Annotated in this window: 14 protein-coding genes; 7 read left to right on the top strand and 7 right to left on the bottom strand. The window is 57.5% G+C overall.

Features of this window, described 5'->3' with window-relative positions; genetic code table 11:
* Positions 1-4: 4 nt before the first annotated feature.
* The 3 genes from nudB to AC2CGI_RS05300 all read right to left on the bottom strand — a co-directional run bounded on the left by nudB (position 5) and on the right by AC2CGI_RS05300 (position 2,501).
* The gene (gene nudB, locus AC2CGI_RS05310) at positions 5-451 is read right to left on the bottom strand and encodes a dihydroneopterin triphosphate diphosphatase (protein WP_004932373.1); all 447 of its coding nucleotides are present in this window, start codon (positions 449-451) and stop codon (positions 5-7) included.
* The gene (aspS, locus tag AC2CGI_RS05305; protein WP_015378132.1) at positions 451-2,235 is read right to left on the bottom strand and encodes an aspartate--tRNA ligase; all 1,785 of its coding nucleotides are present in this window, start codon (positions 2,233-2,235) and stop codon (positions 451-453) included. The genes nudB and aspS overlap by 1 nt, the downstream gene beginning before the upstream one ends.
* A gap of 74 nt (positions 2,236-2,309) precedes the next feature.
* Positions 2,310-2,501, bottom strand: a complete 192-nt coding sequence (locus tag AC2CGI_RS05300; RefSeq protein WP_076740759.1) for an FmdB family zinc ribbon protein — start codon at positions 2,499-2,501, stop codon at positions 2,310-2,312.
* A 254-nt stretch (positions 2,502-2,755) separates the two neighbouring features.
* Between AC2CGI_RS05300 and AC2CGI_RS05295 the strand changes: the two genes are divergently transcribed.
* The 5 genes from AC2CGI_RS05295 to cmoB all read left to right on the top strand — a co-directional run bounded on the left by AC2CGI_RS05295 (position 2,756) and on the right by cmoB (position 6,515).
* A complete protein-coding gene (locus AC2CGI_RS05295; RefSeq protein ID WP_004932381.1) occupies positions 2,756-3,334 on the top strand; it encodes a hydrolase in 579 nt (192 codons plus the stop codon).
* A gap of 53 nt (positions 3,335-3,387) precedes the next feature.
* Complete coding sequence (locus tag AC2CGI_RS05290) at positions 3,388-4,203, top strand: DUF72 domain-containing protein (protein WP_088382062.1); 816 nt, start codon at positions 3,388-3,390, stop codon at positions 4,201-4,203.
* A gap of 102 nt (positions 4,204-4,305) precedes the next feature.
* A complete protein-coding gene (locus AC2CGI_RS05285; protein WP_004932387.1) occupies positions 4,306-4,701 on the top strand; it encodes an MAPEG family protein in 396 nt (131 codons plus the stop codon).
* 102 nt (positions 4,702-4,803) lie between these two features.
* Positions 4,804-5,547, top strand: coding sequence for a carboxy-S-adenosyl-L-methionine synthase CmoA (cmoA, locus tag AC2CGI_RS05280; protein WP_033632842.1), 744 nt, complete (start codon positions 4,804-4,806; stop codon positions 5,545-5,547).
* A complete protein-coding gene (cmoB, locus tag AC2CGI_RS05275; RefSeq protein WP_015378134.1) occupies positions 5,544-6,515 on the top strand; it encodes a tRNA 5-methoxyuridine(34)/uridine 5-oxyacetic acid(34) synthase CmoB in 972 nt (323 codons plus the stop codon). Before cmoA ends, cmoB begins: the two co-directional genes overlap by 4 nt.
* Positions 6,516-6,551: 36 nt before the next feature.
* On the opposite strand, the gene AC2CGI_RS05270 is transcribed toward cmoB, so the two are convergent.
* Both AC2CGI_RS05270 and AC2CGI_RS05265 read right to left on the bottom strand, forming a co-directional pair.
* Positions 6,552-8,525: an FKBP-type peptidyl-prolyl cis-trans isomerase N-terminal domain-containing protein gene (locus AC2CGI_RS05270; protein ID WP_232471540.1), complete on the bottom strand. Its 1,974-nt coding sequence runs from the start codon at positions 8,523-8,525 to the stop codon at positions 6,552-6,554.
* Positions 8,522-8,926, bottom strand: a complete 405-nt coding sequence (locus AC2CGI_RS05265) for a hypothetical protein (protein WP_015378136.1) — start codon at positions 8,924-8,926, stop codon at positions 8,522-8,524. The genes AC2CGI_RS05270 and AC2CGI_RS05265 overlap by 4 nt, the downstream gene beginning before the upstream one ends.
* Before the next feature lie 438 nt (positions 8,927-9,364).
* Between AC2CGI_RS05265 and AC2CGI_RS05260 the strand changes: the two genes are divergently transcribed.
* Complete coding sequence (locus tag AC2CGI_RS05260) at positions 9,365-11,185, top strand: exopolysaccharide biosynthesis protein (RefSeq protein ID WP_076740757.1); 1,821 nt, start codon at positions 9,365-9,367, stop codon at positions 11,183-11,185.
* A gap of 131 nt (positions 11,186-11,316) precedes the next feature.
* Here the strand turns inward: AC2CGI_RS05260 and cutC are convergent, their stop codons facing one another.
* Positions 11,317-12,075: a copper homeostasis protein CutC gene (gene cutC, locus AC2CGI_RS05255; RefSeq protein ID WP_015378138.1), complete on the bottom strand. Its 759-nt coding sequence runs from the start codon at positions 12,073-12,075 to the stop codon at positions 11,317-11,319.
* 101 nt (positions 12,076-12,176) lie between these two features.
* Here cutC and AC2CGI_RS05250 point away from each other — a divergent pair, with 101 nt between their 5' ends.
* A complete protein-coding gene (locus AC2CGI_RS05250) occupies positions 12,177-13,325 on the top strand; it encodes a MalY/PatB family protein (RefSeq protein WP_076740756.1) in 1,149 nt (382 codons plus the stop codon).
* Here the strand turns inward: AC2CGI_RS05250 and AC2CGI_RS05245 are convergent.
* Positions 13,322-13,888: a VOC family protein gene (locus AC2CGI_RS05245; protein ID WP_004929646.1), complete on the bottom strand. Its 567-nt coding sequence runs from the start codon at positions 13,886-13,888 to the stop codon at positions 13,322-13,324. The genes AC2CGI_RS05250 and AC2CGI_RS05245 overlap by 4 nt on opposite strands.
* Positions 13,889-13,962 lie beyond the last annotated feature (74 nt).

The following is a 13,962-nucleotide window of genomic DNA, read 5'->3' as shown; positions in this document are numbered from 1 at the left end:
AAAACTACTGGACTGAATTGATCACGAACTCTTCAATCGCCTGCTGATTGCTCCACGACTTGGTCAACTTCACGGCCTCGGCCGCCTCAAGCCATTGGTAAGCGTGATGCTCGGTAATCACCGGATCGCGCTCCTCGGGCAACGCCAGACAGAACCAGTGCTCTTTATTGCGCGTGGTTCCCGGCGCATAGCGATGTCGCAAATGGACAAAGAGTTCAAACTCCACGCAGCGCTGGCAATCGAACAACGGCAGGTGCTCTGCTTCGATATCGATGCCCACTTCTTCCATGACCTCACGCCGCGCGGCATGCGGCGGCGACTCATCCTGTTCCAGGCTGCCGGTGACCGACTGCCAGAACTCGGTATCGTCGCGCCGCTGTAACATCAGCACCCGACCACTGGATTTCGCGTAAATCACTACCAGGATAGATTCAGGGCGCTTGTAACTCATCACTCGCTCTCTTGTTCCGCACCGGCTTTCTTTACCACGCTGATCGCCAGCTCCTGCAGCGCCGCCGGGTTGGCGAAGCTCGGTGCATCGGTCATCAGACAGGCCGCCGCGGTGGTTTTCGGGAAGGCGATAACGTCGCGGATGTTGTCGGTGCCGGTCAGCAGCATCACCAGACGGTCCAGGCCGAAAGCCAGGCCGGCGTGCGGCGGCGTGCCGTACTTCAGCGCGTCCAGCAGGAAGCCGAACTTCTCGCGCTGTTCGTGTTCGTCGATGCCCAGAATGCTGAATACCGTCTGCTGCATTTCGCTGCGGTGAATACGCACCGAACCGCCGCCCACTTCGTAACCGTTGATCACCATGTCATAGGCGTTGGCGATGGCGTTGACCGGCGCGGCGGCCAGCTCTTCCGGGCTCATGTCGCGCGGCGAGGTGAACGGGTGGTGCATCGCCGCCAGGCCGCCCTCTTCGTCTTCTTCGAACATCGGGAAGTCGACCACCCACAGCGGCGCCCAGTTGTCGAGTTGGGTCAGCCCCAGATCGCGACCCAGCTTCAGGCGCAGCGCGCCCATCGCATCGGTGACAATCTTGAAACTGTCTGCGCCGAAGAACAGGATGTCGCCGGTCTGCGCATCGGTGCGCGCCAGGACGGCTTCCAGCACTTCCGCGCTGAGGAATTTGGCGATCGGGCTCTGCACGCCTTCCATGCCGGCGGCGCGGTCGTTGACCTTCAGCCAGGCCAGGCCTTTAGCGCCGTAGATGTTGACGAAAGCACCGTACTCGTCGATCTGCTTGCGGGTCAGCTGTGCGCCGCCCGGTACGCGGATCGCCGCCACGCGGCCTTTGGCGTCATTGGCCGGGCCGGAGAACACTTTGAACTCGACGTCCTTGACCAGGTCAGCCACGTCCACCAGCTCCAGCGGGTTACGCAGGTCCGGCTTATCGGAACCAAAGCGACGCATCGCTTCGGCGAAGGTCATGACCGGGAAATCGCCCAGATCCACGCCCTTCACGTCCAGCCACAGTTCACGCGCCAGCTTCTCCATCACTTCACGCACCTGCTCGGCGGTCATGAAGGAGGTTTCGACGTCGATTTGAGTAAATTCAGGCTGACGGTCCGCACGCAGGTCTTCGTCACGGAAGCATTTGACGATCTGATAGTAACGATCGAAGCCGGACATCATCAGCAGCTGTTTAAACAGCTGCGGAGACTGCGGCAGCGCGTAGAATTTGCCCTTGTGCACGCGGCTCGGCACCAGGTAATCGCGGGCGCCTTCCGGCGTCGCTTTGGTCAGCATCGGCGTTTCGATGTCGAGGAAACCGTGGCTGTCCATAAAGCGACGTACGAAGCTGGTGATTTTGGCGCGGGTCTTCAGACGCTCGGCCATTTCCGGGCGACGCAGATCGAGGTAACGGTATTTCAGGCGCGCTTCTTCGCTGTTGACCTGGTTGGAGTCCAGCGGCAGCGGCTCGGAGCGGTTGATGATCTCGAGCGCGTGGGCGAACACTTCCACTTCGCCGGTGGCCATATCTTTATTGATCTGGCTGTCCGGACGCGCACGCACGGTGCCGACGATCTGGATGCAAAATTCATTGCGCAGGTCATAGGCCTTGTCGAACGCCACTTTCTCGTCCGGGTCGAAGAACACCTGCACGATGCCTTCACGGTCGCGCATATCAATAAAGATCAGGCCGCCCAGATCGCGACGACGATTGACCCAACCACACAGAGTGACTTCCTGGCCCACGTGGGACAGATTCAACTGCCCGCAATATTCAGTACGCATACGCTATCCTTTTACACAGCCGATGCCGCGCCGGGCTACTGCGCCCCTGTCGCGCGGCTGTTATCTGATAAATTCTACTTGTTGTCCGGTTTAAAATCCGTCGCATACCAGCCGGTGCCCTTAAGCTGGAAACCGGAAGATGAAATCAACTTGGTCAACGCGGGCTGCCCACACGCCGGGCAGTCTGCCAGCGGCGCATCGGAAAATTTTTGCAATTTCTCTAACCGATGGTTGCAAGCACCACATGCATATTCATAAATCGGCATAGGTCGTTGGATTAAAGAGTGTTGAAAAAAGGGAGTCATTATAAAGGAAATTCATCCGCCCGATAAGTGCGAACACAGCATTGTTACTGCACTAAATAGCGCGTTTTTGTTCGAATCAACACATCGGTTAACAAATTTCCCATTAACCTGCGACAGTTTTTTCACGTAGCCTGATTCTCCCCCGGTTTTGCGCCGAACGCAGCTCGCCCGACGCGCCGAACAGTTTTTATCCACTTCGCAACGAGATGAAATCCATGCTGAAACTTGACGCCCAAACCACCGCTCTGGTGCTGATCGATTTGCAAAACGGCATTCTGCCTTACGCCGGCGGCCCGCACAGCGCCGGCCAGGTGGTGGCGAACGCCGCCCTGCTGGCCGCCCGTTTTCGCATGCTGGGCGCGCCGGTGCTGTTGGTGCGCGTCGGTTGGTCAGACTCCTTCGCCGAAGCGCTGAAACAACCGGTGGATAAACCGGCTCCCGCGCCCGCCGGCGGTTTGCCGGCCAGCTGGTGGGAATTCCCCGCGCCGCTGGCGGTCTGCGACAACGATATTCTGATCACCAAACGCCAATGGGGCGCCTTCTACGGCACCGATCTGGACTTGCAGCTGCGCCGCCGCGGCATCAAGTCCGTGGTGCTGGGCGGCATTTCCACCAATATCGGCGTGGAGTCCACCGCCCGCGCCGCCTGGGAGCACGGCTATGAACTGGTGATCGCCGAAGACGTCTGCAGTGCGCAGAACGCGGAAATGCACCGTTTCGCGTTCGAACACATCTTCCCGCGTTTGGCGCGGGTGCGCGACACCGGCGAAATTCTTGCCGCGCTCGAGCGGTAACGTTAAGTTGTAGCCTGATAAGCCAAGCACAAGTAAAGGAAGACGACGCCGTGATCTACATCGGACTGCCGCAGTGGCAACATTCAGCCTGGAATCGTATCGGGCTGCGTGATTTGGCGGATTACAGCCGCTACTTCAACTGCGTGGAAGGCAACACCACCTTCTACGCGCTGCCGAAACTGGAAATCGTGCAGCGCTGGCGCGACATGACCGGCGACGATTTTCGCTTCTGCTTCAAATTCCCGTCGGACATCAGCCACAAGGCCGCCCTGCGCAACTGCGCCGCCGAGCTACAGGCATTTTACCACTGCCTGGGCCCGGTGCATCAGCGCATCGGCCAGTTGTGGCTGCAGCTGCCCGCCGCCTTCGGCCCCGATGAGCTGCCGCGCATGTGGCAGTTCTTCGAAAGCCTGCCGCAGGAATTCACTTACGGCGTAGAAGTGCGTCATCCGGCGTTTTTCGCCAAGGGTGAGGAAGAGCGCGCGTTGAATCAGGGGTTACACCAGCGCGGCATCAATCGGGTGATCCTCGACAGCCGCCCGGTGCATCACGCCGCCCCCAATACCGCCGCCGTGCGCGATGCCCAGCAGAAAAAACCGAAGCTGCCGGTACACGCTCTGGTCACCGCCGACCAACCGTTGGTGCGCTTTATCGGCGGTGACCAACTGGCCGATAACCTGCGCTGGTTCGAAGCCTGGCAACAAAAACTGCCGCTGTGGCAGCAACAGCATCAGCCCTATCTGTTTATTCATACGCCGGACAACGGCGATTCGCCCCAGCAGGCGCAAAAAATTTGGCAGCAGTTGCGCCTGGCGATCCCTGATTTGCCTGCGCCGCCAGACTGGCCAGAACAAGATGCACTGTTTTGACCTATTAATCTGACCAATAACATCAAATATTTCCCCGCGACAGTGAATACAATGACGGCTATGATGCTGGCTGCCAGTTTTGGTTAGGGAACGGAGTTAAAAATGGTAAGCGCGCTTTATGTGGTGCTCGGCGCATTGTTGTTGATCAAACTCTCTTATGACGTAGTCAGGTTAAGGATGCAGTACCGCGTAGCCTACGGCGACGGCGGTTTCTACGAATTGCAGACCGCCATCCGCGTGCATGGCAACGCCGTTGAATACATTCCTATCGCTGCCGTATTGCTGGTGATCATGGAAATGAACGGCGCAGAAATCTGGATGATTCACCTCTGCGGCCTGATGCTGATGGCCGGGCGGCTGGTGCATTACTACGGTTTACGCAACCGCGAGGTTCGTTGGCGCCGTTCAGGCATGGCCGCGACCTATATCTCTTTGTTGTTGATGGTTCTGGCAAATATCTTCTATCTGCCTTGGGATCTGATTTTCAGCCTGCACTGATCCCGTTTTATCATCAGGCGGCCGCGCCGCCTGCTTCCGCTCCGCTTTTTTGCGCTTTTCTGTTAGACTACGCAGCTTCGAATTCTGAACTGATTTGCCGCTATGCCAAACCGCGATACTCTTTTCTCCGCCCCCATCGCCAAACTGGGCGACTGGACCTTCGACGAACGCGTCGCCGAAGTATTCCCCGACATGATCCAACGCTCCGTTCCCGGCTATTCCAACATCATCTCGATGATCGGCATGCTGGCCGAACGTTTTGTGCAACCCGACAGCCGGGTGTATGACCTGGGCTGCTCGCTGGGCGCGGCGACGCTGTCAATGCGGCGGAATATCAAGGTGCCCGGCTGCAATATCATCGCCGTCGACAATTCGCCGGCGATGGTAGAACGTTGCCGCCGCCATATTGACGCCTTCCGCGCTGACACGCCGGTTGATGTCATCGAAGCCGACATTCGCGACATCGACATCGAAGACGCCTCAATGGTGGTACTGAACTTTACGCTGCAGTTCCTCGAGCCGGCCGATCGCCTGCGCCTGCTGGAGAAAATCTATCGTGGCCTGCGCCCAGGCGGCGCGCTGGTGCTGTCGGAGAAGTTCAGCTTTGAAGACGCCGAAGTCGGCGAGCTGCTGTTCAACATGCACCACGATTTCAAACGCGCCAACGGATACAGCGAGCTGGAGATCAGCCAAAAACGCAGCATGCTGGAAAACGTGATGCTGACCGATTCGGTGGAGGCGCACAAGGCGCGTCTGCAACAGGCCGGATTCGAGCATGCTGAAGTGTGGTTCCAGTGCTTCAACTTCGGTTCGCTGATCGCCCTGAAAGCGGGGGATGCGCAATGATCGAATTCGGTGATTTCTATCAGCGCATTGCCAAGAGCCCCCTCAGCCACTGGCTGGATACGCTGCCCGCGCAGCTGAGCGCCTGGCAACGCGAATCGCTGCACGGCAAATTCAAGCAGTGGTTCAACTCGGTGGAGCATTTGCCGACGCTGACCCCCACCCGTCTCGATCTGCTGCACGGCGTGCGCGCTGAGATGGAGCCTGGCCTGTCACCGGGCCAGCGTGAAGGCGTCGAGAAAATGCTGCGCACCCTGATGCCGTGGCGTAAAGGGCCGTTCTCGCTGTATGGCATCGATATCGATACCGAATGGCATTCCGACTGGAAGTGGGATCGCGTGCTGCCGCACATCTCCCCGTTGGCCGGACGCACCATTCTCGACGTCGGCTGCGGTAGCGGTTATCACCTGTGGCGCATGATCGGCGCCGGCGCACACTTTGCCGTAGGCATCGATCCGATGCAGCTGTTCCTGTGCCAGTTCGAAGCGGTGCGCAAGCTGTTGGGCGGCGATCAGCGCGCCCACCTGCTGCCGCTCGGCATCGAGCAGTTGCCGGAACTGGCGGCATTCGACACCGTGTTCTCGATGGGGGTGCTGTATCACCGCCGCTCGCCGCTCGATCATCTGTATCAGTTGAAAAATCAGCTGGTAGCTGAAGGCGAACTGGTGCTGGAAACGCTGGTGGTGGAAGGCGATCGCCACCAGGTGCTGGTGCCGGGCGACCGTTATGCGCAGATGCGCAACGTGTATTTCATTCCTTCCGCCGAAGCGCTGAAATGCTGGCTGGAGAAATGCGGCTTCGTCGACGTGAAAATCGCCGATATGTGCGTCACCAGCCTCGAAGAACAGCGCCGTACAGACTGGATGACCAGCGAGTCGCTGGCTGAATTCCTCGACCCGAACGATCGCAGCAAAACGGTTGAAGGCTATCCTGCGCCGCTGCGCGCCGTATTGACCGCCAAAAAGCCCTAGCGCTTGCTAATCGGGCCGGCCTGAGCCGGCCTCAACTTACCCGTTGCCGGCATCGACAATCCGCAGCTCATACACCATCGTCGCGTTCGGCGGGATCTGCGGCGCATAGCCCGTTTCACCGTACGCCAACTCCGGCGGCACCACCATCGTCAGCGAACCGTGATTTTTCAGATGGCCGATCGCCTCGCGGAACAACGGCGGATAGGCGGAAAGCGGCTGAGACATCACCTTTCCACTGCGATCCATATCCTGGATCACGCTGCCGTCGGTTAAGCTCTCTTTCACCACGATATCCACCCGCGCGTTTTCCGCAATGGTTTCATCACCCGTATAATCGATGCGATACCAGAAGCCGGCTGGCGACTTCTGCGTGCCCTTCTTCTTTTTGAACTCGGCAACGAACGCTTCGCCTTTGCTGGTTTGCCTCTTCGCCGCCTGGCTTCTGGCGTCGTTCACCGCTTTTTCCGACTCCGCCAGCGCGCGGGTCAGCTGCGCATCGCTCAACTGGTAATGGCCGTTGAAGGTATCGATCACGCCGGCCAGCAGCACGGTTTTATCGGGTGTGATGCCCCAATTTTTACGCTCCGCCAGCATCGTTTGGATATCGCGCCCCAGGGCGACGCCGGCAGCATAGCTCTGTTGTTCCGGCTTTTTCTTCAGCGTTTTCACCTCCGGCAACCATTTGGCCCGCGATCTCAGCCCGCTCAGTTCGTCTTGCAAAGCTTGCTGAGCCTGATGGGCGGCAGCCAGCTCTGCCGCCGTTTTATCCGCCCGTTGCGTCGCTTCATCCCTCTTCTGCGCTGCCTGCGCGCTTTCCGCCGTCACCGCCGCCAGACGTTGTTCCAGCGTTTTGGCCTGCTCGGTTTGCGTTTTGTTTTTTTCCTGCAGTTGCGCCAACTGCCGCTGCAGTTCCTCCGTCGCTTTGGCGGCTTCTATCGCCTGCTTTGCCAGTGCCGCCTTCAGGCTGTTCTCTTGCTGCTCGGCCTGCTGGCGTTGGTCATCACGCTCTTTTTGCAGCGCTGCCAGTTGCTGCTGAAGTTCCCCCGTCGCTTTAGCGGCCTCGGTCTTTTGCTGCTCCAGCGCCATCTTCAGGTTTTTCTCCTGTTTTTCGGCCTGTTGGCGTTGGAGATCCTGTTCTTTCTGCAGTTGTGCCAGCTGCCGCTGCAGTTCCCCCGTTAACTTGGCGGCTTCGGCCTGTTGCTGAGCCAGCGCTGTCTTCAGGCTTTTCTCTTGTTGCCCCTCCTGTTGTCGTTGGACACCCTGTTCTTTCTGCAGTTGTGCCAGCTGCCGCTGCAGTTCCCCCGTCAACTTGGCGGCTTCGGCCTTCTGTCGTTCCAGCTCAGCGGCGGCCGCTTTTTTGTCCTGCTCATAACGCTGACGCGCTTTATCGTTGGCGGTTTGCGCCGCCGCCAGCTTCTCCTCCCAAACCTGCTGCCGAACGTTTTCCGCTGGTTTAGGCAAGGCCGCCAGCCGTTGTTCCAGCAAGGCAATGCGCCGATCTCGCTCCGCGGTTTGTTGCTTTTGCCGCGCTAACGCGGCTTGCGCTTCGGCGATCTGCGCCTGAGCCTTGCGTTCCTGCGGCGTCAGATTCAGCGCCTGTCGCACGCCGCTGGCGAAGTCGCTCAACGCGCTCAGATCGGGAGCAGGTGCCGGTTTATCGGCAGCCGTCAGGGATGACGCAACGCGCAGCGCGGTCAGCTCCTGCTGCAGTGATTGAATAGCGGCTTGCTGTTGTTCCAATCGAGTCTCTTTCTCACGCAGCGCCTTTTGCAGCTGCGTCAGTTGCTTTCTCTGCGCAACCGTTTCACGAATCTGAATCGGCCGGGACGCCGGCTTTTGGGTTTCCCGAGATGGGGTAACCACGGTATCAGCCGCCGGTGCATCCTGCCGCTGATAACGCTCGGCAAACTGCAATAACGCCGGCACATCGTCATCCGCCGCGGCCACCGCTGGCGCAAACGCCAGCGGTATCATCAGGCTCAGTAATGCCTTTCTTGCACGAGGGGTCATTGGGCGCGTTCTCCGCGCTCAGCCAGGCCGGTCATCATGGCAGAACTGATGTCTGCGCAGAGACGGCTGGTGCGATAACGATACAGCGCGTCGACGGTTTCCTGCGTGCCCGTATTGACCCGCTGACGTACCCCGGCATACTGCGCGGCGCCGCTCATCAAGGTATCGAACTCGCGTTTGAATTTCTGATATTTCTCGTTATCCATGCCGCGCATGGCATCCAGTTCGCGCTGGCACTGTTGCATGCGCTCGGCCTCACGCTGCCGCTTATCTTGCTCCGCAACTTCTTCTGCGCTGGGCGGCTTACTCAATGTAGAAACAGGCCGCTTGGCGGTCTGGCAGCCGGTCAGGGCCAACGTCAGCAAAAGCGCCGCGGTCCAACAGTGTGCCGTTCGGGTCATTATCGTTATCTCCTTGTAAAGTCCGCCGTCGACGTGCTCTGTGGCTGCGCCGACGGCTCTCCTCATTGGTGCTGTGATGTTCCGGCCATCAGCCAGGCTGTGTTCGGACATGAAAACGCAGACGCAGCGTTGAGAGGCATGACGCCAATAATTCACCGCATCAATACATACAAAAAAATCATTTAATATTATGATATTTAAAGGATTTTAACCCACAAACTTATCAGCAGGACATGACGATCGCAAGAAGATATGGGGGGTTGGTCGACCGAGATACCGCGTTGAAACGGGCAAATGGTCTTTACAAAACATAAAAAAAGTCCCGGCAAAACGCCGGGGCCTGACTTTACGCTGTATCAGCGTCCTACAAACCTTATCGACTGTTTCAATCGTCCCGTCTGATTGACAATCATGTTGCCAACCAACAGGAGAAATACCATGAGCAATATGATTAGTGTAAATAATATCAGTGAATTGCGTAATCTGACGCCAGTTACAGATGACCAGATTGTCTTTTTAGTTTCTCACGCCGCCGGACGTTTCGCCGGCGGCGGAGAATTCTATTATGCGAAAACGGATACAACCAGTGCGGACAATAACGGCACCGTGGTGGTTACATCGGGAGGAGCCCGCTGGAAACGACTGGAGCAGAAACTTAGTTTCGATCACTTCGGCGCCGATCCCAGTGGTGCCTCCGCCTCGGATGCAGCAATCAGCGCGACATTAAACTATGCCGCGAGTTTAAAAAACAAAGTGGTCTATGCTTCGGAAAATGCTCAATATCTGCTGACCAGTGCTCAGCCTATCAACGTCGCTAGCGGCGTCACTGTGAGAGGCTCCCGTCGCGGTATTGCTCAAGGCCCTGCAAGCCTCACAAGCAATGGTCCTAATCGGGCAGGCCTTGCGGACGACAGTGCTTTCATTATCAAGAAACCCGCGGGTACGGTTTGTTTCGCCTGCGATAAGAATGTTGTCTTTGATGGTTGGTCGTTCCTCTACCCGGATCAAAAATATACTGCCACCCAGCCGGAGGCATTCGTTCAATACGGTGCCACCATTACGGCAGGTGGCGCTCTGTCAGTCGCCAACTGCCGTTATGTAGGCGCCTATGACTTTGTTGAAGCTCGAGGAGAAGCCAACAACTTTGAGAATATCTACGGTTGGGCAGTCCGCTGCGACTACAGGGTTTATGAAAGCAGGGACATCAACAGATTTACCAATGTTCACGTCAATGCCAATGTCGTGCGTCCGACAGAAAACGCGGTTACTGCCTCTATCGCCGTAGCCGGTTCTTGTGCTTTCAATTTCGATCGCCACGACAATACGTTTATGGTGAATGTATTCTCTTATGGCAAAAAGATCTTTATCAAAACCACAACACAAGGAACTTCCTATTTAGGCGGTCTCAGCCTAAGCAATTTCATGGCAGACAGAAATGGTACCGGCATCGATATCGACTCAGATTCCTCCGCCAATATTCAAATCGCCAACGGTTCCTACATCAATGATTATGGTGATGCCGTTGGGGGATTCCTGGTATTAAGAAAATCCACCAGCCAATCTAATATCACCCCAGTTCAAATCAGTAATGTTAACTTCGCTACCGCCAATGGGCCCAAGGGCACACTGTCGCCCCAGGCTATTCGCTTCGAAGCTAACGCTGGGTATCAACTCTCATTCAGCAACACCGTTATGCCAATGTGGACAAACGGCAGTCTGAACAATGAAGCGGGTTACAACATTCTCAGAGGCACACTGAGCATTGCACAGCGCAGTTATCAGCTGCATGAGGCCCCGCTAAATTATTTGACGAACAGCAATCTGATCGCCATCGGTGCTGATAATCAGCCTACAGGCTGGTTTATCGACGGGAAACTGACGGTAGACAGCAATCTTCTGACAGCCACTGGCGACAACCCGGCCTACAAAGGTTTGGGTCAACGTATTCATCGGAGCATGGGACCGAGGACATTCTGGGCCATCGCATCCTCTATCGGCGATCAATCTACCGCGCAAGCTTCGACTGGCATTTGGGCCCGCTCGTTCAACGATAACTATACCGACACTGTCGAGAGCAATCAGGCTATTCCCTGGATACGCATCGGCAACCTTTACTACGCGCGTTTTGTCATGAACAACAATCGCACTATCCACGATATCTTGGTCAATCCCGGCAGTGGCAATAATACGGTGCGCATTTTAGCCTGCGGCATTAGCCCGGGTGAAATCTTCGACTTCTCGCCTGACACGTTGCAATAGTCTCTCGCGGCATAAAAAAAGCCCCGGCAAAACGCCGGGGCCTGGTACTTGCGTGATCGCCGAGGGCTCAGTGACACGCAAAGGGGTCTTACGGCCCGGAAACCGGTTGTCAAACGCGGCTAACTGCGTGTTTATGCGCTTTGCGCCAGAGGATCAACCAAGGCCAGCGCGTTTTTCATCGCCTCCACCATTTCGCCATCCACGCAATAATGGCTAAATTCGTCAAATTCGTTATCGGAACACATGGTGACGCCCGCCTTGCGATAACGCATGGTCGACGGCACCAGATGGCCGGAAGAGCTGTGCAGTTCATGCAGGCCGATATCGACAAACTTATGCAGATTGCTGAGGCGCACGCCGGCACCCGCCATGATCACCGGGCCTTGGCTGGCCTGGCGCAAATCGCGCAGCAACGGCAGGCCAAGTTCGGCGCTCTGCTGCTGGCCGGAGGTCAGAATGCGCGCCACACCCAGCTCGGTCAGTTGCTCCAGCGCCACCATCGGATTCTGGCACATATCGAACGCGCGATGGAACGTCACCGCCATGCCTTCGCACAGCCTCATCACTTCGCGCATGCGCGGCAGATCGATGTGCCCTTCGTCGTCCAGCATGCCAACCACCACGCCGGGGAACCCCATCTCGCGAATTTGGCGGATATCTTGTTTGATCACTTCGAAATCCACCGCGCCGTAGCAGAAATCGCCACCGCGCGGGCGAACGATCGGATGCACCGGGATCGCAACCCGCTCACGCGCCAGACGCAGCGTGCCATAGCTCGGCGTCAATCCCCCTTCGCTCTGGCTGGCGCACAACTCGATGCGATCGGCGCCCGCCCGTTCGGCCGTCAGCGCACAGTCGACGCTAAAGCAACAAACTTCCAGTTTTATCATTGTCACCCCCAGATAACGGCCAACATACGGCGGCAATTGTTCATTTCTTCATTTCTCACGTAGGCTCATGCATAGGCATAAACCGGCTCAGGGTTATCACTATGGCATTCAATTTTGATCAATGGGTAGACCGCAGTCACAGTGACAGCGTTAAGTGGGATAAATATCGCGGCAGCGACATCATCCCGCTGTGGGTCGCCGACAGCGATTTCACCTCACCGCCGGCGGTGATCGAAGCCTTGCAGCGCCGCGTAGCACACGGCGTATTCGGCTACACCCACCCATCCCCTGATCTTATTGAGGTTTTTATCCGCCGCATGGTAGAGCGCTACGATTGGCACATCAAGCCTGAATGGATCATTTTCCTGCCTGGCCTGGTGTGTGGCCTGAACCTGTGCGTGCGGGCCTGCACCGAAGAACATCAGAGCACGCTGGCCCCCTCGCTCATTTATCCGCCGTTTCGCAAAGCGGCCAAATTCGCCGGGCGTAAACACCTTCCGGTATCGCTAACAGCGGTCAACCAGCGTTGGGGACTGGATTTTTCCTCGACGCATGATCAGCTCAACGGCAACGAAAAACTCCTGTTGCTGTGCAACCCGCAGAACCCCGGTGGCACCGTGTATCGCCGAGAGGAGTTGTTGCAGCACCATCAGTTCGCTCGCGAACACGATTTAATCGTCTGTTCGGATGAAATCCACTGCGAACTGCTGCTTGAGCCCGGCGCGCGGCATATCCCCTTCGCCACCCTGAATGAAGACGCGGCCCAACGCAGCGTGACGCTGATGTCACCGTCAAAGACGTTTAATCTCGCCGGGCTCGGCGCCTCAATGGCGATCGTTCCCAACGAAGCATTGCGACAAAAGCTGAAACGCGCGCGCAGCGGCATCGTGCCGGAGGTCAATCTGTTGGCGCTGGTGGCGGCGCAGGCGGCTTATCAATACGGACAACCCTGGCTGGATGAGCAGTTGATTTATCTGCGCGCCAATCGCGATCGGCTGACAAAGCGTATCAACGCCATGCCGGGATTGACGTTGCTGCCCGTCGAGGCCACCTACCTGGCCTGGATAGACTGCAGCACGCTGCCGGTAGATAACCCGCATCAGTTCTTCGAACGTGCGGGCGTTGGGTTAAGCGCCGGCTTGGACTTCGGCGATCGGCGCTTTGTACGGCTTAACTTTGGTTGCCGATGGGCCCTGCTCGATGAAGCGCTCGATCGCATGGCGCGAGCCTGTGCGGCGCTGCCTGGCTAACCTTGTTCGCTGGCGACGATGTCTCGAATGGAATACGGATGAAACTTGATCGTGACCGTTCCGTCGGTGATGGCCAGCGTCGGGTTCGGTAGCCGCTCGCCCTCGCCTTTTGGCGAGCTTTGCTTCAGCTTGATCCCCGGCGCCAACAATGCCTCATCGGCAAGGTGGCTCAACGCCCGAGCGTACAGCGTCTGAGGATCGCCACTGAGCACTAATTCGACATGTTCCCAGCCTTCGTGCGGATAGCGTTTCTCCCCAGGATACGGCAGCTCGATGCAGTCTATCCGCCACGGCCCTACGGCCAGCGGCTGAGACAAATCGAACAGACAGATAGGCCGCCCGTTGATCATCGATTCGGATAGCAGTGTCCCGCACTGCATCAGCCCCTGGCGCCAACGTTCGGCGGTGGCATTCTGGTGACAGCGCAGGGAGATGTGATCGGCGGTGAACGCGGCCAGATCAAGCCGCAATTTGGCGGCAAATTGATGCAGCGCCTGCTCGAAACGCGGCAAATCGAGCTTCAGATCGTCAAGCTCGGCAATGGCCTGCAAGGGAGTGGTCATAGAAACCTCAAAACAACGGAGCGCAAAGTTAAACGCGGTAATTTACACGGTGGCGGCAGTGCTCGCCACCGTTA

The organism is Serratia sp. LSHTC3, from assembly GCF_057197125.1.
Note: the sequence above shows the minus strand (reverse complement) of the source record. Positions and strands in the feature narration are given on the sequence as shown.